We start from the raw sequence: 23,624 nt of genomic DNA on the forward strand, positions 1-23,624 counted from the left end.
AAAAGTCCATTCGAATGTGTCGCTATACAGCAACACAAGGGTCATCACTTACAGATGAAAAAAATTTAAAGTCGTTAATTTAATAATAGCAATTTGTTTAGCCTCCTAAATCATACTATGATGAAATCAACGAAAATATTAGTTTATGACAGTCAGCACTATTTTGCCAATTTTTTAAAATATAAATTCGGTAAAAATTTTGACTTCGCAATTCTAAAAAAGAATAAAAAAAATGAAGAATTCAATTTAGTCGAAAAAGATTTTTGCTTCGTTTTTTTTGTCTTTTACTCCGATATGGATTTATATGATTTTATGCAACTTTATATAAAACACATTCCCATAATTGTTGCCTCAGACAATATTGAAGTGCTAAAAAAAATGAGCCGGCTCAATAATGTTTTTGTACTCGATATTTCATTGAAAAAAAATGAAATAGCGGACAATATCAAAAATTTAATATACAACGAATTTCTTGCTGACAGAAAATGCGATAGCGCTTTCTGAAATCACTAATAATGTATGCATTTGAACTAAGATGCAAAAGAATACCCATTTACGCAAACAAGGATACTTATACATTAGAGCAACAGGAACATGATAATTCTAAAATAGAATAATGCAAATACGAAACTGACTCTAATCATCAATTATGATGTAAAAAAAATAAATGAGATAAAAAATCGTCACCTGCACACATTCAATAAATAATGACGATTCAATTTGATAGTGACTTAATTGTTTAAAAATTGACTCTATAATTATGAAAAAATCTATCTTGACCCGATTACTACTGAGAGCATCGAAAGTAATTACAATACCGGATTTGTGGTTCGTAAATAGCAAAAGAAAAAAAATCGTATCAGATAAAAAGCAAATACGTTTTCTTTTCCCTCAGTTTCTTCAAACGCTAATTTTGGTCCTCATTTTTTCAAGTGGTTACGGACAAGAAGGCAAAAAATTTAAGGCAAGATATACCAATCAATCTATTAAAGGAAACCTTGTACTTATTGGCAATACAATGCTCGGTGTAACACGAACAGATGCTGTTATGGTACCGGGATCCCCCATACCCACTAATTTAGCTGTTTTAACCGCTCAGGCCAATTCGAATGCAGTATATACCAATCAGGCCAATGGAAGTCCCTGGAAGATCGATCCTGACTTAGACGGTGAAGATAAGGAAGATGGATTAGCCAATAATCGAAAAAGCATGGAGTATATTGATATCGATAACGATAACAGCACCTTTGCTTCGAGTAGTGCCGAACTCCATATCGAGAGCGCCTGTAAAAAGATTATATATGCGGGTTTATACTGGCAGGCCGTTTATATCAACGACAGGAGCAGGAAATTTAACCCTCATAACGAAAACAACTTTTCAGGAACAAAACGTCTAGACGATTGGGATAAAGTTAAGTTTAAACGTCCTTGGGATACGGTTATCAGGACATAACAGCAGATGAAATCATTTTCGACGGTTTAAATGAAACCAACATACGTGAAAGTTTTAGAAATGCTCCCTACCTATGTTACGCAGACGTTACGAATCGCTTAAAGGAATTTGGAGATCCTAATGGTAATTATTTTGTTGCAAATGTTAAAGCTACCAAAGGAAGAAGGACTTTAGGATCTACTTCCGGTTGGACATTAGTGATTGTGTATGAAGACATCACACAACCCAGTAAAAAGATTGTCACTTTTGATGGTTTTGTCGGAGTTCAGAGAGATGCAAATCAGGGAGAGTTGACGGAACTCAATTTTACCGTTGACGGATTTATCACTCCCGCAGGTCCCGAACCGGTAAAGGCTACTATAGGTATTGTTTCTCAGGAGGGCGAATTGGCTTACCTGGGTGATTATCTGAACATCAAAACGATAGGCAGCAATGGAAAGCCGGTGTTTAAATCTATTTTTAATGAACTTAATGATGTGAGGAATGTTTTTAATTCTTCGATAACCATTCCATCTGCCCCTTTATTTACAGATAGTCCAGTCATACCGGGTGCGGAATACATCACCAAAAGAAGCCCTTCCAGATTAAATACCTTCGGTTTTGATATGGACCTCATCAATATTAATAAAGGGTATTTACGGAACGGTCAAACATCGCTCGATCTTCAGTTAACGACTGCCGGAGATGCTTATGCCGTATCATTAGTCACTTTAGCAATAGATATTGTACAACCAAATATTGTCATTAAGCAAACGGTTACAAATGAAAATAATGTTGAAGTCAAAGACAATGAGGTTGTCAATTTAGGAGAATACTTAAAATATAAAATAACCTTTAACAATAATGGCGATGACAATGCCAGAGAAGTTTTAATTAAAAACATTCTGCCCAAAAATGTAATTTTTAATTATCCGCAAGATCTCACCAGTTTACCCAACGGTGTTACTGTAAGTTCAGTGGTCAATTATGACGCCAATGGCAATCAGATATCGGGTTATAATCCCGAAACGAGAACCATTATTTTTGAAGTCTCAGACAGTTTAGTAAATATTGACGGAGCCCCATCTGTTATCGAATTCAGAGTTAAGGTTGTTTCCTGTATTACTTTAGATTCAGATCCAAATTTTGAACAGAGCTGCGACCTGAACATTACGAATGAGGTTTCTACCAGCTTCACGGGAGTTGTTAATCAAACCCATTTTAATGGTGACTCAGGTTTAATTTATAACTGTGAAAATATAGATGGAAAAACCAATAACATACTAAGTAATTTACTGTTTTGCGACAAACAGTCAGAAGCCCTATTATGTCCGCCCAGTACAGTATTGTCCGCAACAAATGGATTTGAGAGCTACAATTGGTCCAAAAATCCATCAGGGATCCCTGTGCTTCAATCCGGCCAAACCATTACTGTAGATGCTATAGGTACTTATTATGTGGTCTGCACTCCTTTTGCAAACCCCTTACCCAATCAGGCTTGCGCCACACTTAAAGAAATTATCGAAGTCAAGCCTTTCATCATGTCCGATCTGGATCCTCTGGGAGGAGCTTTTGGTGAGAAGGTCATTTGTACCGCTAACAATGCCAAACAGCTTACCAACTTTTATTTGTGTCCCGCTAGCCCTGTTAAAACTATTAACCTGAATATACCTGAAGGGGTTTCATCTATAACATGGGAAAAAAGTAACTGTGCTCTCATTCCGGGCGCAACTTGCCCCGATGAAACCACAGCTTGTCAGTGGGATAATTTAAACAACGATAATAACCGAAATTATGCTATTACTTCAGAAGGACAGTACCGCGTCATACTCAGTTATGGAACTAATTGTTCGGCTCCATTTTATTTCAACGTTTATGACGAAATAGTCCCAACCGCAACTTCTGAGAATATTTTTTGCCAAACAGCAGGTAACATTACAGTCAACAGCCCGGCAATGGGAACTGGTTATGAATATAGTCTGGATAAAATAAATTATCAGGCCAGTACAAATCTACCCGTAAAAATTGCCGGAACTTATACGGTGTACATCAGACCCAATTCAACCAATAAAGCAAAGTGCTCTTATGAGATTCCGAATATCAAAATTGAACATCAAGACTTAAATATTACCCACAAAATATCCAATTCAACTCTAAACTGTTTTGATGATACGGCTTCTATTGAAGTGACGGCAAACAACGTACGTTCCAATTATGTGTTTACTATTTATTCGGGGAATGAGGTTCTAAAAACCTCCGGAACAATTGCGGCTAACACCTATACATTTGACAATTTGAAATCTGGCGACTATGACATTCTGGTTACTACAACAGACGGATGCGAAGCTCATTATCCATTCACCATTACAGGTCCAAAAGCACTTACCGCCAGTACTCAAATTACCAAAGCTCCTACCTGTACACCTGCCGAGATTACGGTGACTGCCATAGGCGGAACACCTCCCTACACTTTTACGGTATTGGGCAATAATGCAAATGGTGAGGAATATCAAAAATATTATACCGGTTCTAGTCCAATGAGTATCCTGCTACCAAATCATAATTCACCTATGAATTATCGATTTTATGTCATAGACGCAAATAATTGCAAAAAAGTTTATGCAGGGTCATTCAACTATAATCCATTAGAGGCTTTGACTTTAAAAATAAATTCATCAAAAGACATCAAATGCAAAGGAAATTTAACGGGTGAGCTTTCGGCCCAGGCAAAAGGTGGTTTAGGCAACTATGTTTTTACGCTACTAGATCATGAAGGGCTTGAACTTCCCTTTAGTCCGACACAAACCACTCCGGGCAATTTTACTCAATTACCGGCCGGTTTGTATCAGGTTAGTGTTACGAGTGGTGACTGCGATCCGGTCATTGTTCCGATAGAAATAAAAGAACCCACACTTTCCCTTACCCACCGCGTAAAATATGATAATGTTACCTGCGCCGGTTTAGCCAATGTAACGATTGAAGTGGAAGCCAGCGGTGGGACCGGAAGAATTAAATATGCAATTTCGTCATTACCCAACCAGTTTTTTGATACAGGTATATTTAGAGGGATAAAAGCAGGAACCTATAATATTACTATTAAAGATGAAAATGATTGCCGCATTAATGACGTAATTACGATTATCGATCCGAAGCCAATACACGCTTCTGTAGTACAGGGCAGTATAAAACAAGAAATATGTATTGGAGAAAAAACAGCCGCTTTTAGTATTGACATATCGGGAGGAATTCCGCCCTATAAAACAAGTTTAGACAATCGCAATGGGACTTACACTCAGGATCAGCTAGATTTCGACAACCTTTCCGGAGGCAAACACACTGTATATATTCTGGATAAAAATAATTGTCAGTTTGAATTAGCAATCCTGCTCGATATTCCAACCATCGTTCTTAAACCCACTGCAAAGGTGAGCTATGATTGCGAAAATAATACTCCGGGAAACAAGGTTACTGTAAAGATCGACGCCAGTAATACCAATCCCTCTTTAATAAAGTATTCATTAAACGGAAAAGAACCTAAGCAGGACAGTAATATATTTCGCAATGTCCCCGCCGGAAATCATTTTGTAAAGGTAGAACATGCAAGTGGATGCAGTGAGGTTTCGCTCCTGTTTGCCGTTGATGAATCAAACCCTCCTTTGACGATTTCATTAAGTCAGGGAGGATTGAATGAAATCATTATAACAATAAAAGGAGGTTCTGGTTTTTATAACAGCCTTACCATCAATGATGAAGTTTTAAAATTTACAACTAAATATATTTATTACAAATCCGGAGATTACACGGCGACAGTTGTCGATAGTAATGGCTGTACCGCAACAGCAACTAAGTATTTTGAATTTATCGATATCATAGTTCCTAACATTTTTACTCCTAATGACAGTGGTATAAATGATGGCTGGAAACCATTAAGACAGGATAACTATCCCGATATCAGAATCCGAATCTACGATCGCTATGGTCGTGAAATATGTGTATTAAAACATGAAGAGTCCTGGGATGGAAAGTATGAAAGCGCCAACCTTCCCACCGGGGATTACTGGTATGTTTTAAAACTTAGAAATACCAGAGATGACCGGGAATTTATTGGAAATGTAACCCTTTACAGATAGTCTGTAATGTAACGTTTAAGTAATAAAAATAAGATGAAGAAAATTATAAACTGCTTCTTTTTGTTGAATGTAATGATCAATTACAGTCAAGAACTTAATGTACCTGTGGCTACTCAATATTTGGCAGATAATCCCTTTATTATTTCTCCTGGTTATGCCGGAATTGGCGATGATCTTAGGATTAATTTAAATGGTTATAAGCAATGGGTAGGTATAGAAAATGCCCCGCAAAATCAATCTTTTTATGCCGATCTTCGAATATTAGACAGATCCGGAATTGGGCTATCGTTGTATAATGATACTAATGGGAATGTCAGACAGGCAGGTGGCAAATTTACTTTTGCCCATCATCTTATTCTGGATTATTACTCAAAACAATATCTTTCTTTTGGTATTTCATACATTTACAATTCATTTAAAATCGATATCAGTAATAGTAAACCTGCTGAACCAGATCCTGATATAACCGATAATAGGTTTACATCCAATAATAATTTTGAGGTAGGTTTTTTGTATCGCAACAAAGGTTTTTATTTCAGCGCCAATATGACCAATATTTTACCAAAAAAATTAGATTCTTTTTCAAGTCCTGAACCCAAAGAACTGACCAACTATCAATTCTACACCGGATATGCTGTTCGTTTAGAAAACGAAACGGAGATCGAGCCCTCTATCTTTTACCAGTTGTATAAAAGTGATGGACGTTCTGTTACCGACCTGAATTTGAAATATCGAAAATTTAATCGGTATGATGATTATTACTGGGCAGGTATATCGTACCGATTTCTGAATGATCAAATAGGAAAACCATTAACGATCGGACCCATGATAGGCTTCAAAAAGGCTTATTTTACTTTAGGTTATTCCTATCAAATCATGATGAATGATTTATCACAATACAATTCTGGTACCCATTCGATATCTATCGGATTAAGGTTCTTTCAATCCATAAGCAATTGCCCTTGTACCCAAAAATATGTGCGCAATTAATAAAAAAAAGGTGAAAATGATACCTTTTTTGTCACAAAAAACTAAGGTTATTAATTTACTAAGGAATTGTCTATTTTTGATACAAACAGAATTATTTTACTCCTTTAAAACAAGATAACGTCCGCGGAAACTGACCATTTAAGTTCCGTGGCAAAATCGTGGCAAAAAAAACACTAAAAAACTTTTGCCACAAAATCGCACCAAAACACCTGTAAACAAAGAGGTTAAAAAGGTTAACGACTTGTTTTTTTGAGGCTATAATTTTACATTTATTAATCTAAAAAGTTGAACTATGTTAGAGAGCTGCTTTGGGTTAATTTTCTTTATGAAAATTGTATTAGGCTATTTATCTTAATTATTTTTAATGGACAGGTTCGAGTCCTGTTCCCGCTACTAAGTAAAAATTAAAATCCGACAAATCTATATTCCTCGGCTTTTTTTGTGGTACAGTTTAGTCTTTTAAAGTGAGTTCTGAGCGTCAAATTTTCCTTTTCAATATGCTGTACCGAAACGTTTTACAGAATCTAATTTCTAATCAAAAAGATATCTGTAGTTTTTTAATCTGTCTGTAAATATCTTTTTAGCTTCAGATAATTTTAAAGTATCCAGAATGTTATGATGTTATGGGTGCTATTTTTAATATTCTTGCAGTGCTTCTTATTCCTAAACTTTCTTTTGTTAATTGAATTATATTTCCATCAATACAAGATTTATAAGCTCGATAAGTATAATTTTCAGCTCTTATTTTCCTGCACACCCTGCAAATATATCTTTGATTATCAGACTTTGTCTTTCCATATTTCATCATGTTTTGAATATTACCAACACATCTGTAACACCTAGTCTGGTTTGCCCCTTTTTTTTCGATTTAGGACAATTCAAAATAAAAAAACAACCCGAAGGTTGTTTTAATTTTTATGCGATATTACTATAAATCCCTTATTATCTACAAATACTTAGATAGAATTATTAACCATCAACACATCTGATACATTACCAAATATACCAAAGGAAAGAAGTAGTGTAATTAATTTTCTTTTGAAAGGAAAGAGATAAAAATTTTCTTCCCCTTCGCAAGACCTAGCTGTTTTTCTCAAAACAAAGTTATTAAACTATTCACAAAGAATAAATGAAAAAAATTATGAATTATTATTTTCTAAAGACATAGTAATCTGGGATTCTTACCCTAATCATTTCAGCATTAAAATAAGATCAAACAAAAGTTCTACAATTATTTTAATCCAGTTTTTCTCCTTTTTTCTTATTTCTTTATTCTCCATTAGAATGTACATTTATTTTATCATTCTTTATTTTAAAAAAAGTAAAAAGAATTACCACAATTAAAATTACTATAACTAAAACAAGCGATATTTTAGATTTAGATAAAAAATTAATCAAATTTGTAAAAGACAAAATATTATTTAAAACATGTAAAAAAATAGTTAGGTAAATGTTTTTCGTTTTCAAATATACCCAAGAAAAAAACACACTTAATAAAAATACATATAGAAGTGATGAGTTCGTCATGAAATGAATAGCAGTAAAGCCCAAAGATAAAATAAGGATGGAACTTAGCTCTGATTTTATTTTAGTTAAACTCAATAATAAATATTTCCTGAAAATTACTTCTTCCAAAATGGGATATAATATTAAGACTTTAATAATATTAAATTTACTTAAATCATCAAACAACAATATCTCACTATTTGTAAAAATGAACGTTGTACATAAAAAATAAAGACAGTAAAAACAAATAACAAATAATAGATAATAAATCAAATTAAAATTAAGGTTAAAATTGATCAAAAAAACTGGTACCGATTTTTTAACTAAAAAATAAAGTATCAAAAGCAAATCACTACTAATTATTAAAAATCCATTTAAGCTATAGTTTAAATCTAAATATGAAATAAACATAAGTAGAATAATTATCAAAAAAAACTGAGTACTTTTCATTATTTATATATTATTAATTAAATCCTACTTCAGCATCACTTAGCTTTGTAATATGTATCAAATCTACTAGGTCCTGAATAAGGATTATAGCCATTAATAAATGCTGGTGTTTGCTGAGGCCCTTGCGGTCTAAAAACATAATCTATCAAAGCATTTCGTGCATTAGATTCACTAAGTGTAAGTAAATCACTTCTAAATGGACGAACAGGCACCTTGGCTAATCCTCCATCACTTAACAAGAGGCCCCCACCCCCTATTAGCCCTTTTATACAAGTTGTTAGCAGTGTTGTAATTCCTTTTTTAGCTGCACTATCAAATGCATCATTCAAATAGTTAGGATTTCCATTACTTTTATTTATATTGACACTTACTCCGCTAATTCCTTCAAATGAAACTATTCCATTCTTGTTAATAAATGGATGCTCATCCAACCATTGTTCAACTTCATCAATATTACCATGTTTATATTTAGCGACAATGTTTTTTGCCATAGTCCTATTTGGATTTTCTCCTTGTATCTCATGGACAAAGTGATTCAATCCCGAAACTACAAGTCCTGTAACTGCTCCTTGCCAAAAATTACCTCCTGTAAGCGCAGCTCCCGCTCCTCCTGAAACAGTACCAAAAGCAATCATACCTATCCCATTGTTAGCTCCCAAAAATCCACTTATTCCTTGATGATTAAATGTCTCTTTAAAACTCGCACCACCAAAACTATGTGTTTCAGGCGCGCTTGAGCCTCCACTCCATGTACTTGCAGCAATACTACTTAAAGCACCTGCTGCAAAACCACTCCAGAATTTACCTCCTGAAATTGCAGTCATTGTACCTTGAAAAGTACCATGAGCTGCCGCCTGAAATGCTGCTTGAGAGTAGAAATTCGTAAATAAACTGCCAGCTGCACTTCCAATACCAAAAGTAACGGCGGAACTAGCTGCACCAATAAAAGTTGATTTGACAAGTCCTCCAACACTGAAAGGGACATCGGCAACCAGTGCCGTAATGGTGTAAGTCAGCGCTGCGATAGCAGCTCCAATGGCTACTGCCACTCCCAATACTATTTCTTCTCCACTTGGATCAGTATATTTCAGCGGGTTATTAAGAACGTAAGCATACTTGTGATAATTCTGGGTATTGTAAGGCTCCTGAATATAATTGTCAGGCTGAAGGAATCGATGCAATTTCGGATCATACAAACGACCGTTCATGTGTATAATACCAATACTTTGTAAATGCTCGTGACCTGTGTAGCCTCTGTCTAAAACAGTTAAACCTGCCAAAATATTGCCTGCACCATCCTGAACTTTTACAATATTCCCCCACGCATCAAACAATCGTTTTTCGACAACTGTACCAGTCTGGTCTGAAATTGCTGTTATAGTACCTTGGTAATCTCTATGTAAATATAAATAATTTTGTGTTGTTCCGTCGCTTTTTAAAACAATAGGTGCTGAATAGCCATCACCTCCAATATAAGTTACAAATTCAACCGCCCCGGTAACAGTATTATGTTTCACCTCCATTGAACCATCTGCAGAATAATGCTTGCGGTAGGTTCTCAAAAGTTTATCAGTCTGCAGTCCCCCATAAAACATACTGCTACGGTCATTGCCGTCATTGTAGGTAAAACTAATTTTATCAATACCTGTTTCTTCGATTTGTATCGGACTTTTAAATGTATTATAGGTTATATTTAATGCTCTTGCTGTTGTAGCAGGATCACTGGTTTTACGTATCTGAACATCATCAAACCAAATGTTCCCCAATCCGTTATTATCCAATCGCAGGCGAAGTTTCTTTACATTGGCTGGAACCAAAAATGTACTTACAATTTGTGTCCAGACACCTTTGGTATTACTTACAACATTTGCCTGAGTGATTGTATTTGCCGCATCTTTCATATATAAAAATACCTGTGCCTGCGGATTATCGCTGTAAAACCAAGCCGAGTAGGTATACTCCGTGGCCACTGTATTGTTTATATCTACCCATTTATCCGAAAACACATACTGCTCTGTAGAGAGTGTATTGGCAAGCTTTAAAGAGTTCTTTCCCGAATGAGCAGCTGTTGTATTGTCATAGCTATAAAAAGCAGTATTTGGATATTTCTCAGTTCCCCAACTTGTCCTGTCTTCCATACTGTCATTAAAAATCCCTTCTCTATTTCCATAATATCCTGAAGCTTCTGGTGTGGGAGTTATTGCTTTATTCTGATAGGTCTTAGTCGTATCATATTCATAAGTTCCAACAGTATTTTGTGTAATTCTTCCTTTATCATCATAAGCCTGCGTTTCCTGTATCCCTAATCCGTTTGTATATTCGGTAAGACGGTCTAATCCGTCATATTTAAAGATTTCATTTCGGCTGAACAAGCTGTTGGTACGGCTGTTCAAGTTTCCTCTCTTGATTTCAAAAGCTGTATTAAGTGTCATGATATTCACAACCGCTGGGCTTGTTTTATCATGCTTTATCTGGGTGACGTAACCATATTGATCATAGGCATTGGTTATCGCTATTCCATTCCCCAAAGTAGCAGTCAAAAGCTGCCCTCTTTCGTTTAAGGTATTAGACTGCCATAAAACCGTCTGCGTTGCATCATCTAAAATTTGCCAGGGAAAACCGTTCTGATAAGTGTTTTTTATTGTTTTTGAACTTGTTTTTCCTGCTGCTGTGGCTGTAGAAGTTTCCTTATCAACTCTTCCCAGACTATCATAAGTTAATTGTTTAACAAAAACTGCATATGGCGTCGTTTCAGTAGTCTTAAACAATTTTTTGAGAGCATCATACTCATAAATATTAGTAGTTGTTTTTGTTTCGACATTGTCTACATAAGTACTGCTTGTAACTTGACTTAATGTATTATAAGCGTAGGTAGTTTTACTATTGGTAACTGGACCTACAATTGTTTTTTCTGTTGGTTTTCCGGCTGCATCATATACAAAAGAGGTAGTCCCGTTTGGTGTAGTTTCTGTTTTCAGTTGGCCAAATGCATCATAACTGTAGGAATAACTTCCCGCACTTGGATCACTCATTGCAATTTTGTTACCCCAGCCATCTATAGTGATAGCAACCTTATTACCCAAGTAGTCGGATTCTTTGAGTTGTCCGTCTGCATAATATTTAAAATTAATAGTCCCCCCGGGGTCTGTACTTTGCACTTTATTACCTAAAGCATCTACAGTAGCTGTAGTTATTTTTCCGTCGTCATTACTTGTCGTCGTTAAAACGGAATACGATAAGGTTTGTATTTTTCCTGTTGGAGCGGTTATTTTGGTAGGTCTCACCAAATAATCATACTCATAACTTGTCCATAAGTTTGGTGCCGAAAGATAAGGTTCGCTTTCCTTTTGCTTTCTGCCTAATCCATCATATACAACTTGTTTAGATATCATAGAATTAGTCGTAAATCCTTTTGTAGAATTTTTTACCACTCTTCCTAAAACATCATATTCTACAACTGTTTTTGCCTCTAAGTTATTAGTGGAGGTTGTAACGTAGCCCCCTGTTGCCAATTTTGCATAAACAATGGTTGTAGTTAATGGCACTGTTGAAGCATTTGTAACGGTGGAATTAATTAATTTTCCCCAGTTATCATAAGTAAAATCATTGATCACACCCATATAATTTGTAGACTTTGTTACCTGACCTAGTGTATTATAAGCATAAGTAGTAATAAAGCCTTGATGATCTGTTTTCTTGACTACAAAACGCTTAGTAGTATCGTATTCATCCTTAATTATTCGGGCTGTTGGGGCTGTTGGGGCTGGAACCGCAGCTGGTGCAGAAACTGTTTTTGTCAATAAATTACCTAGTAGGTCATAGGTCATGTCCTCGATTATAGCATAGGTATTATGACCTTTTTTCTCAGTTTTAGTTAAATTTGATCCTGTATAGGTGTACACTTCTTCTGTGGTTCGAGTATCTCCTGAGCCAACGTTGTTTGCCGAGGTGTTTACTTTTTTAGGTCTTCCAATATAGTAGGCGCTACCGACACCGGTTGGGTCATTATCATACTGCGAATCTGTTGTAACAGAACCTTGTAAAGAGGCACCAGTATATTGTTTCACCACGCTTTTAGTTTCTAAACCATAATACAGGGTTGCATTGACAAGCCCATCATAGGTATAGGTACTTTCAGATTTCACACCAGACAAAGCATCAACATTGGTCTGCGAATCGAGCAATACGTTATAGACTTTTGAGGTTGGATTGATATAAGTTGAAAAAACATTTGTTTTTGTACTTAACAAATTCGTAGGCACAGCATCAAAAACTGTAGAAGAATTTGTACTAGACCATGTAATAGTATTAGCACCTCTAAGAGCTACGTCATTATATAGAGTTTTCCATATTTTAGTATCAGAGGCTGATAAATACCAACTGCTTCTGGTTGTTCTGGTAAAACCAACTGTTCCATAGTCAAAATTTGATACAAACCCTCTATATCTAAAATCTTGGTATTTAGAAACACCATTTATAGTAGCTGTCAATTTAGATACCAAATAACTTCCAGAATTTCTAATAATTTCAATATTAGGATAAGTTGCTGTACCACTGGACGAATAAAAGTCAGTTGCAGCTGTACCCAAACCGCCACCGATAGCTTCCATTGGTTTATACTCAATAGTTTGTTTAACATTTCCATTTGATTCTGTCACAGAAATTAATCTGTTCTCGGCATCTACGTTTTTATTGAACTGGTAGTATTCAATTTTATTATAGTGTCCTCTAATTAAGACAAGATCAGTATTAGCACCATCGTATTTATAATTAGATGGAACAGGGATCGGAATATCGGGTGAATTAGAAGTGAACACTCCTGAATTATAACCATATGTAAAACCTGCAACGCCCACCTTTCCAATATTATTTATAAATCCTGTTACTTGCCACTGCGTATCATGATTGTTAATACTCCAGTCATCTTTATAATATTTTCTCCATACACGTACAAGGTCTGATTTACCATCGCCATTTATATCCATAGCATAATAATTACTAAAATGCACTTGGGTTTTATAGTCCGCACTTTTACTCGTATCGGGACGATATTCTACAATATTATGGGATTCTTTTGTAAAAAATTCTCCACCTGCAGGATTAGCATTGCTATAATAAATATGCCATTGTACAGCTCCTTCGGCTCCTTCAGAATCAGGCAACATGATGTCAGTTTTACCATCTCCATTGTAATCGCCAAAAAGGATTTGTTTGGTTGCTGAAAATTTATCTAGTGTACCAGTTCCAATAGTCTCCAACTCAATCCATGGCGCTACAGCCAATTGTTTGAAACTATAAATAGTATAACCTGTACCTATAACAGATAAAATATCTGATTTCCCATCACCATTAAAATCCATGACATAATTTTTACTATTTGTCAATTTGTAAGTAGCGTTGGGTGGCAATTTTACAAATCCTTTATCTCCCATAATTGTTGAAGAATTTGGATTTAAATCACCAACATACATATCCTCCCCATTACCCGTAATAACAGTATGAATAAGAGAGCCTGCCTTTGTACCATCAGGAAACCAATAGACTATTTTTTCATTACGATATTTTATCTTTGGAATAATAATGAAAATCTCACTAATTCCATCCCCATTAAAATCTCCTTCCAAATTTATGTTCTCTATAGTGGGAACATATGATTCATCCCTATGACCCAAATCTATATCAGTATCTAAATTAACCGGAATACCTTGCGATAATAAAAGTGGTACTGTATTAGTTATAAAGGATTTTGCATAACCTAATTGCACAGCCCCATTAATCAAATTATACACTTTAAATGTTTTGTCGGTGTTAGAAGATGCACTCACCCGGCTTTGATGGACTATAGATTGAAATGTATTAAGCCTATTAGCGGTCAATGTTGTTACTACATATTTAAACCCTGCAGATAATTCGGTTGGTAAACCAATAGGCGCATTTCCACTACTACCATTAAATAAATTAGTAAATAACTGATTATTTGCTACAAAATCTAACCTTCCGTCTCCATCAAAATCGCCAGCCAACTCTGTTTTATCAAAAGCAAGATTATTAGTATATCCCCTCTCAATTCTTTCCTCACCATTACGAATTGGTGCATAAGTAAAAAAAATAGGATTTGATTCTTCATTTTGAGCATTTATTTCCTTTATACTTTCAACTCTTTCATAGCCCAAAATTGTGTCCTCAATGTGTGAAATTTTATAGGTTCTAAAAACACTATTATTGGCATAGACCATAATATTATCCAGTATCTGGGTGGCATAAACCGGTACACCCTTCAAATAATCCCTTTCAATACGTTTTGAATCTCTATAATTAAACTTAATCTTATTTTGGGCAGCAATTCCTGCTGTTGTGTTTCCACTGAAAACAATTGTATCAATATATAGTTGATTGATGCTGTTGTAAGTAACCGTTTTATAATTATAATCTATAAAATTGCCATTTACATCTTCAAAACGAACAATATACCAAGCATTTAATGAAACAAAGTTTTGTAAACTTCCTGAACCTTTTGAGCCGTACCAACTTCTTGACCCATCAGGAGCAGTAACGATAAAATAAGTTGTCGTACCCTCAATTTTCAGTTCAATTCTAGTATTACTTTTATACTCCGTTTCATAAGTTGAACCACTAGCCCAGTAGGTTCCTGTTTTTACTAACAAACGCTGACCGTCTAACGCTAATTTATCATCTGCGTCAAAATCAACACCATCTACAAAGCCGTCTATATCACGACGGGTTGCAATGCGACTAATAGTAGAAATGCTATTAATATTCCATCCTTGCCCAGCTATACCGCCTCGTATACCGCTACTATAATTAAGATTTATAACTGGAGCAACTCCTTTTATACTTGGAGGAACTGCAATAGGTAGACTATAGGTAGCTGTGCCTGAAGCAGAAATTTGTAATTCTCCTTTTGTATCTGTAAAATTTTGAGAAAAAGACAGAGAAGTAAATAATATCGAAATAAAAAAGTAAAATTGTTTCATAAGACCTTATTGCTTAATAATTTTAATTGTTTTCTGATCGCCGTTTGAATAGTTTAAAACCACTAGGTATACGCCAATTGAATAATCATGAAAGGAGATATTTTGGGTATTATTCCTTTCAATATTAGAATAACTCTTCAAGATTTGTCCATTAAATCCATAAACTATTATAGACGAAATTGCGTTATTATCTATTAATTCCCATTTAAGATAAAGCTCTTCTTTTACAGGATTAGGATAATAAGAGATTTGGTCTTCAGGAAAGAATTTTTCTAAATCTTCATCAACAATAGCTTCGATTTCTTTTATTTCCCTTACTTGTTTTGCCGTACAGCCACTCAAACATAAAGATCTAGAGGTTTGATTACCTGCATTATCATATCCAAAATTAATTTTCTGCTGGGCATTCGAAATAAAAGAAATTAAGAATATTACAAATAGTATTGTTTTTCTCATATCAAATTAAAATTAGTTTTTAAGCAAAGAAAAAACATAATAGAATAATATTCTTACGGGTTTCCACATTTTACCCTCGATTTTTTTAAGTTGCCAGAAAACACAAGGAAAGATTTATTTTATTGGATAAAAAAAAACCAAAATCTAAAGACTTTGGAGATCGATTTTGTAGTTTCTTATAAAATTGACTACTATTTTAATATATAATTAAATGTAAAATTTTTAGATCATCTACAAAATGGTTCGAGAATTGTGCCGTTAGACTACAATGAGAAAAGCTTCAGAGAAATCTGGAGCTTTTTTTTTTACTATAGTATAAATCTAACTGCGAAGTCAGGAGACATTCGTCTTTCCATATTTACGCTTCAAAGAGCAGGCTTTCAAGGTAAAAATTTTCAATAAACTACAAATATAAATTAGAATTACTAATCTTTTAATTTAGTACTTCTGCCGCAATTTCACAAAACCATAGCAAGCAGTTAGTTACTCTTCATGCCCCTATCATACTTGTCTGTATATTACAGGACGTGAAAGCGCTATAAGCAATAATATTTCAATTATTATCATCAAAATTGGCCTATGCCAAGAAACTGTTATCCAAAGACTAGTCTGCTGTTGAAAGTCAATACTGTTTGTAATATTTTTAAATATTTCCAATTTTTTCGCAAAGAATATACTTATTACTGTGATATACATGTAGCAGATAAATGCTGATAGGACTAACTTTTTTCGACTTGGGATTTTCCAATTAAAAATTAATGACAGCACAAGTATAATAAGATTAAAAGATGAACGGGTATCCAAAACTTTATGGCTTGCCCTAAGTTGTTATTACTTTTGGTTATCATTGTTGACGGGCTTTTTAGCATTTCCGGAATGCCAAATAAATGTTCGTAAAGTCCTGCTGATGCCCTTGTACCCAAAAATATGCCCGCAATTAATAAAAAAAGGTGAAAATGATACCTTTTTTGTCACAAAAACCTAATGTTGCTAATTTTCTAAATTTATCAAAAAGAATTGCCTGTTTTTGATACAAATAGAATTATTTTACTCATTTAAAACAAGATAATGTTCTCAGAAATTTATCATTCTAAGTTTCGTGGCAACATCGTGGCACATGGTGTTTTTGAAAACAAGAAATACAGCAAAATAATGTGCTAAGAAGCCTAGAGTCAAATATATTAAAAGATCATATCCTGTTTAGTTAGTTCTTTTTTATAAACTAACTGTTACAAATGAATAGATCTAAACACCTTACAATCAAGCATAGTTCTTATATTTTACTTTCTAATGCAGCATCTAACATTAAATAGTGAAGATCTATATTCTTTACAAAAGGTTTTAACAATTCGCTTCCAGGTCCATATGCTGCCAATTCTACATAATCTCCTGAATGATCCATACTAATCCACCCTATACCGTTATGTTTTTTCTGGATTTCAGAAAGAGCTTTAAAGGGTAATTTTTTATAATTATACAGACCACTTTCCTGTTTTTCAATCCCGGAATAGAAATTTAGCAAATGAACAGCTTCTTCATCTGTTAAATTTATTTTATTGGTTTCGTATATCCAATCTTTGATCTGTTTTTGATTAAAATCACTATGAATAGCATTTAAAATATATTCATTGGTATACTTATACTCCGCAATACTGTTAAAGTTTTTTGTAGCATCTGTTCCATATATTAGCCCGGATTTGCATTACCATGATCTGTCGTAATGATAACAAGCGTTTCTTTATCTTTTTCAGCAAAATCAATTGCAGTTTTTACAGCTTCATCAAAAGCCAGCTGATCATGAATCAGAGCAGCGATATCATTGGCATGAGCAGCCCAGTCAACTTTCCCCGCTTCAATTAATAAAACAAAACCATTTTCGTGATCCTTCATCTGATCAATTGCCGCCGCACTCATCTCTGCCAAAGAAGGCGTCTGTTGTAAATCCAAAATATTAGCTCTATCAATCGAATAAGGAAGTGCTCCGGAAGCAAAAACCCCCAATACCTTTTTCCCTTTTTTTATTTTTTCTAAATCTGATTTTTCCTTTAAAATTTGATATCCTTTCTGCTCATAAATTTTATAGATATCCTTTTTATCTGGTCTTTTTGAGGCATTAAAAAAATCATCCCCACCCCCTAGCAGCACATCTAAACCAAGATCAGAATACATTTCTGCTATCTCATTTTCAGCATTTCTCTTTTCTGAGTTAACACAGAAACCAGCTGGAGTAGCGTGCGTAATGGTAACAGTTGTAACACAACCCGCCTTTTTACCCGCTTTTTTGAATTTCTGCCAGATTGGAAGATGTTTCTCTCCATTACTACCAACATTCAGAACGCCATTTTTAACACGCTGACCACCACCAAAGGCAGAACTTGCGGCTGCAGAGTCGGTAACAGATGAACTGGCAGATGCGGTATCCATTAAAGCTCTTGAAACCTTATTTTCAGCATAAAGACTCATCCAATTTCCATTTTTTCCCAAAATGTTCTGAGCATAAAGATTTGCCATCTGAAGCGTCCCGGAACTCATTCCGTCACTTATTAAAAAAATTATGTTTTTGGCTTTTTTATTCTTTTTTTCTATTTTTTCTAAATCATTAGAAAAAATAACTGAAGGGCTAAGGGTGAAAAGCCCCGCTATTACACTTGATCCTTTTAAAAATTTACGTCTGTTCATTATCAGTTTTAATTTATTTTTAATACGTTCGACATCGTATATTTTTGTTTAGATCGATTAATCCTTTTTTTATTTCTAAAATATTGTTCTACATCTCCAATTCCGTTCTTGATTAATTCTGAGTCAGAAATATAGAATAACTAACGAAAAAACGACAAATCTGTAATTCTTTTTCAGAAATATGTACTACAGTTTCAGAAAATCGATCTGTTCTTGACGCAATAAAAATACAAATAAATATCTCTAACGCAATATTGTTGCGTTAATTTTTTATTAGTTAATCAAATAAAGATAGCAGCTGTGAAATCAGGAGACATTTGTCTTTCCATATTTACTCCTCAAAGAGCGGGCTTTCAAGATGAAAATTATCAACAAACTACAAATGTAAATTAGAATTACTAATGTTTTAATTTAGTACTTCTGCCCTATTTTTATAAAATACTCGTTAGCAATCAATTACTCTTCATATCCCTATCGTACTTGTCTGTATAGTATTAGGACGTGAAAGCGCTATAAGCAATAATATTTCAATTATTATCATCAAAATTGGTCTATGCCAAGAAACTGTAATCCAAAGACTAGTCTGCTGTTGAAAGTCAATACTGTCTGTAATATTTTTAAATATTTCCAATTTTTTCGCAAAGAATATACTTATTACTGTGATATACATATAGCAGATGAATGCTGATAGGACTAATTTTTTTCGACTTGGGATTTTCCAATTAAAAATTAATGACAACACAAGTGTAAGTAAGATTAAAAGATGAACGGGTATCCAAAACTTTATGGCTTGCCCTAAGTTGTTATTACTTTTGGTTATCATTGTTGACGGACTTTTTAGCATTTCCGGAATGCCAAATAAATGTTCGTAAAGTCCTGCTGATGCACTGATACTTAAAAAGATAATACAGGCAATTAAAATCGGGTTTGTCAATTTCGTTTTCATACTATTTTATGTTTGATAATTTGTTGATTAAAGATTTTACTATTGCTTTTTGCCCATCAATAGTAAGATGTATACCATCATACTGAACGAATTCAGGATTTACAGGATTTCCAAATTCTTCTGTTAAATCAATTACGGGTTCTGGCTGGGCTTTCAAATATTTACTAATTTCATTTAAATCTAAATTTTTCAAACTCAGTTGTTGCGTTTTGAATGGCTGAAAATTTTCTGCTTTTTTCTCGTCAATTGATGCTGGTGTAAGCCAAACAATATTTGCTTTTGCGTCTTTATTAATTATTTCTTTTATAGTACTGAGATTTGCAATCGTCTCTGCTAAAGAAACGGATGTTTTTTGATTTCCATAACGAATACAATCATTTGTGCCCAAATGACAAATTACCCAATCGGGACTTAATTTTACTTGTGCTGTTATTTTACGAAGTGCTTCTGTTGTAGTTTGTCCTGAAATCGCAGCATTAATGATGCGAATATTATCTTGTGGTCGTCTTTGATCTAAAAGATATTGCAAAATATAAACCCAGGAGTTTAAAGCATCTGCTGTACTTTCGCCAATTACTAAAACAGTCTGATTTTTCTTGAAAGGAAGTTTATCAATTTTAAATATAAAGTCTGAATTTGTCAAAAGTTCTGATGCTGTATTTTGGCCTGGTCATCATAAACTTTTTTAGCTAATCGATATTCTTCTATTGACATACTGTATAGCTGTGCAATTTGATCATCATTTAAGTTTGGTAAAAAATTCAAGAACTTTTCCGGGTGCATATGAAGCAATATTTTGTCTGCATATGCTATTTTTTTTGTTTCCATTTTATTAATTGTTTTTTCTTGTGCGTTTATGTTTCCTATACTAGTTAAAAAGAGCAGCGTGAGAAATACGTTGTTTATTGTTTTCATAATAATTAACTATTTTTAGTTTATAAATAATTCTAGTTTGCAATACAAACTAAAAAAGCAAAAAAATTAGAGATGCAAATATTTTTTTATTTTTTCCACATAATTTTCAAAGGCATTTTTCCCTGTTTTTGTTAGTTTACAAATTGTTTGCGGATAGTTTCCTTTAAATGTTTTTTCTACTTCAATATATTTTGCTTCATTTAGTTTCTTAATCTGATGGCTTAAATTGCCTTGTGTTGTTTTGGTAATCTCTTGTAGATAACCAAAATCAGCTTGTTTCATTTTTACAAGAGCAGAAACAATAGCCAAACGAACAGGTGCATTCAAAACAGGGTCTAATTCATCAAAAGTCTCCGCCATTCGATTATAATTTTGAATTTTTAAGTATATATCCCGGAATTAAATAACCTACAATAATTGCAAAACCGTGAAGCAAAACTTTGAATTCGCCTCTAATAAAAACACAACAAACAGATGCAATAAGAAAACAAACACCACCAAGCATCAACGGTTTAAACTTCAGTACCATTCCCGAAACTGTTGTGCCAATTGCAGCTAATATCAATGTATAAGTAAAGGGTTCAATTTTTTGATAAACACTTACAAATACTATGGCAATAAATCCAAAAGCCAAAGCCATCCAAAGTTTTTTAAGGAAAAAATTCAAATGAGTTTCCGATGTTTTATTTCGGTTGTAATTAATTGTTATTAGCAGCGCGATAGCAACCAAAATAGGGAATGGCAAAAAATAGTATTTAAAATCCGTTTTCGTCTCAAGCAAAAATTGAAGAATACTTGCCGTAGCCAAAGTCCAACCCCAAAGCAAAAATATAAAGCTATGTGACCTGATGTTTTCTTTTGTTTGATTAATTACTTCTGTAATAAGCTTCAAACTCTGTTGTGGTGTCAATTTGATTTCTTTTTCCATAAAGAAGATATTAATTTACTCTGTAAATGTAAAGTAGTTTGCGTTACAAACCAAATTTTATGATAATTTTTTTAGCTTGTTTTGGAGTTCCCATAGTGGATTTAATATTTTTTATGTCCTAAAAGCTTCCTTTGTACGAATAACATTCTAAATTAAGTATTTTGAAGACTGACTTTTTATTTAACCAAAAGAGGTTAATTATTTAATCCAAATTTAAAATTAGGATAATCTGAAGAAATTACTTTTGCAAATAAAAACATGAAATCTTTTTCGTTTCTTATTCTACTTTTTATAGGTTTTGTAATAATGTCTTTCAACCCTGGTTATAATGAATACACAACTACAAATGCTATAATTAGTCAAGGATTAAAAAATTTCAAAGATCAATTGGTAGTTTTAAAATCGGATGCGCATCTTTTTCAGGAAAATAAAATTTCCAAAGAAGGTTTGCAGGAGTCGTTAAAAAAAGCCAGAAATTCATATAAGGAAATAGAATTTTATATTGCGTATCATTACCCTGAATTCTCCAAAACTAATATTAATGCCGCACCATTATTTCATATAGAAAGCACAGGGACAGCAGCAAATACATTGCCTCCTGAAGGGTTACAGGTGTTAGATGAACTTATCTTTTCGGAAGAAGCCGATATCCAAAAAGATAAAATAGTTGAACTATCAGATTTCCTTTATAATAGTTATAATGATTTTTATCTGAGTTCGGTAAAAAACGGTTTATCGGAAGAAAAAAATAAAACGTTACTATTGCGTATCGAACTAATCAGGATCTATACCATGGGCGTTACGGGGTTTGATACACCAGGATCACTCAATGTTTTTGAAGAATCCATTCATGCTTTGAGGGGAATTGAGAACTACATAAAAAACGATGATTATTTTAAAAAGATAGACACTCAAAAAGCCGAAAAAATATTGGGGACTAGTATTGAATACCTTTCTAAAAGCACCAATTTTGAAACTTTTGACCGAATAGAATTTTATAAAACTTACCTTCAGCCTTTGTATGAAGAATTAGGAAATTGGGATAATTCTCCAGATGATTTAAAAGAAATCTCGGGTTGGAATGTCAATAATAAAAATTTCTTCAGTGATGATTTTCTGAATCCCTATTTTTATACGCTCTTAAAACCAGCTGAAGATAATGCCAATTTAAGATCTTTAGGTAAAGAAATTTTCTTTGATGAAAGCTTAAGTAACAATACAAAAATGAGCTGTGCTTCCTGTCATTTACCCGAAAATGCTTTTACCGATTTAAAAGCAAAGTCATTAAGCAATGTCGAAGGCAAAACAGTTTTAAGAAATTCTCCATCGTTATATAATGCTGTTTTTGCCAAAAGATTCTTCTATGATATGCGTGCTTACTATTTGGAACAACAAGTTGAACATGTAATTTACAATGAACAGGAGTTTAATACCAGCTACCAAAGTATCATCAAAAAACTAAAGACAAATCCTGAATATAAAAAAGCTTTCAAAAAGGCCTTTAAAAATGGTAACATAGACAAACAAAATTTCTCAAAAGCCCTGAGTTCTTACGTTGCATCACTGTATTCTTTCAACAGTGATTTTGATAAATTTATGAGAAATGAAAAAGAAATTTCTGAAGATGCAAAAAAAGGTTTTAATCTTTTTATGGGAAAAGCGGCCTGCGCAACCTGTCATTTTGCTCCTAATTTTTCAGGATTAGTTCCTCCGTTTTATAATGAAAATGAATCCGAAGTTCTGGGAGTAACCAAGAATCCATTGCAATTTCTGCCCATTGAAATAGACACTGATAAAGGCCGAATAAACAGCAATGTAAAAAAAGAGAGTTCATGGATTTATGAAAATTCCTTTAAAACAATGACAGTAAGAAATGCTGCTCTTACAAAACCCTATTTTCATAATGGAGCCTTTTCAACTTTAGAAGAAGTGATCGCCTTTTATAATGAAGGAGGTGCCGAAGGAATGGGTTTAGAAATTAAAAATCAAACCTTGTCTCCTAATAAACTTAATCTTGACGAAAAAGAAATAAAACAGCTTGTCGCTTTTATTAACTCCCTGACGGATACGAGTAAAGCACAATACTAACTTAATATTAATCTGTTAACATTAATCTTAAGATTTGCTAACGTATTAATGTGTTTATTTAAAGTAAGCGTAATACAAAGCTCGGAACAGAAAAATAACTTCGCATGGT

General features: G+C 33.7%; 13 protein-coding genes and 1 pseudogene. 5 read left to right on the forward strand and 9 right to left on the reverse strand.

The window, feature by feature from the left end; translation table 11 throughout:
- Nucleotides 1-120 precede the first annotated feature (120 nt).
- The 4 genes from OLM61_RS20255 (at nucleotide 121) to OLM61_RS20270 (ending at nucleotide 6,552) form a co-directional block, all read left to right on the forward strand.
- Nucleotides 121-504 (forward strand): hypothetical protein, encoded by a 384-nt coding sequence (locus tag OLM61_RS20255; protein WP_264524397.1) that lies wholly within the window; start codon nucleotides 121-123, stop codon nucleotides 502-504.
- Between the two features lie 256 nt (nucleotides 505-760).
- Entirely contained in the window at nucleotides 761-1,453 is a 693-nt protein-coding gene (locus OLM61_RS20260; protein ID WP_264524398.1) for a hypothetical protein, read from the forward strand.
- Entirely contained in the window at nucleotides 1,429-5,562 is a 4,134-nt protein-coding gene (locus OLM61_RS20265; RefSeq protein WP_264524399.1) for a T9SS type B sorting domain-containing protein, read from the forward strand. The genes OLM61_RS20260 and OLM61_RS20265 overlap by 25 nt, the downstream gene beginning before the upstream one ends.
- A gap of 33 nt (nucleotides 5,563-5,595) precedes the next feature.
- Nucleotides 5,596-6,552 carry a type IX secretion system membrane protein PorP/SprF gene (locus OLM61_RS20270; protein ID WP_264524400.1) on the forward strand — a complete coding sequence of 319 codons (957 nt, stop codon included), beginning with the start codon at nucleotides 5,596-5,598 and terminating at the stop codon, nucleotides 6,550-6,552.
- Between the two features lie 1,269 nt (nucleotides 6,553-7,821).
- Here OLM61_RS20270 and OLM61_RS20990 read toward each other — a convergent pair.
- The 9 genes and pseudogenes from OLM61_RS20990 to OLM61_RS20310 form a co-directional block, all read right to left on the reverse strand.
- Nucleotides 7,822-8,508: a CPBP family intramembrane glutamic endopeptidase gene (locus OLM61_RS20990; protein WP_413614363.1), complete on the reverse strand. Its 687-nt coding sequence runs from the start codon at nucleotides 8,506-8,508 to the stop codon at nucleotides 7,822-7,824.
- A 35-nt stretch (nucleotides 8,509-8,543) separates the two neighbouring features.
- On the reverse strand, nucleotides 8,544-15,503 hold the full coding sequence (locus OLM61_RS20275) for an RHS repeat-associated core domain-containing protein (protein ID WP_264524401.1): 6,960 nt from the start codon (nucleotides 15,501-15,503) through the stop codon (nucleotides 8,544-8,546).
- A gap of 6 nt (nucleotides 15,504-15,509) precedes the next feature.
- Nucleotides 15,510-15,959, reverse strand: a complete 450-nt coding sequence (locus OLM61_RS20280) for a T9SS type A sorting domain-containing protein (protein ID WP_264524402.1) — start codon at nucleotides 15,957-15,959, stop codon at nucleotides 15,510-15,512.
- A 1,273-nt stretch (nucleotides 15,960-17,232) separates the two neighbouring features.
- Nucleotides 17,233-18,638 (reverse strand): annotated as a pseudogene (locus OLM61_RS20285) (alkaline phosphatase).
- A 463-nt stretch (nucleotides 18,639-19,101) separates the two neighbouring features.
- Nucleotides 19,102-19,584 (reverse strand): hypothetical protein, encoded by a 483-nt coding sequence (locus OLM61_RS20290; RefSeq protein WP_264524403.1) that lies wholly within the window; start codon nucleotides 19,582-19,584, stop codon nucleotides 19,102-19,104.
- A gap of 1 nt (nucleotide 19,585) precedes the next feature.
- Nucleotides 19,586-20,227 (reverse strand): SGNH/GDSL hydrolase family protein, encoded by a 642-nt coding sequence (locus tag OLM61_RS20295; protein ID WP_264524404.1) that lies wholly within the window; start codon nucleotides 20,225-20,227, stop codon nucleotides 19,586-19,588.
- Nucleotides 20,224-20,499, reverse strand: coding sequence for a hypothetical protein (locus OLM61_RS20300; RefSeq protein ID WP_264524405.1), 276 nt, complete (start codon nucleotides 20,497-20,499; stop codon nucleotides 20,224-20,226). Before OLM61_RS20300 ends, OLM61_RS20295 begins: the two co-directional genes overlap by 4 nt.
- Nucleotides 20,500-20,565: 66 nt before the next feature.
- On the reverse strand, nucleotides 20,566-20,859 hold the full coding sequence (locus OLM61_RS20305; RefSeq protein ID WP_264524406.1) for a winged helix-turn-helix domain-containing protein: 294 nt from the start codon (nucleotides 20,857-20,859) through the stop codon (nucleotides 20,566-20,568).
- A 4-nt stretch (nucleotides 20,860-20,863) separates the two neighbouring features.
- Complete coding sequence (locus OLM61_RS20310; protein ID WP_264524407.1) at nucleotides 20,864-21,427, reverse strand: hypothetical protein; 564 nt, start codon at nucleotides 21,425-21,427, stop codon at nucleotides 20,864-20,866.
- A gap of 306 nt (nucleotides 21,428-21,733) precedes the next feature.
- Here OLM61_RS20310 and OLM61_RS20315 point away from each other — a divergent pair, with 306 nt between their 5' ends.
- The gene (locus tag OLM61_RS20315; protein WP_264524408.1) at nucleotides 21,734-23,515 is read left to right on the forward strand and encodes a cytochrome-c peroxidase; all 1,782 of its coding nucleotides are present in this window, start codon (nucleotides 21,734-21,736) and stop codon (nucleotides 23,513-23,515) included.
- Nucleotides 23,516-23,624 lie beyond the last annotated feature (109 nt).

This window comes from Flavobacterium sp. N502536, assembly GCF_025947345.1.
Classification (GTDB): Bacteria; Bacteroidota; Bacteroidia; order Flavobacteriales; family Flavobacteriaceae; genus Flavobacterium.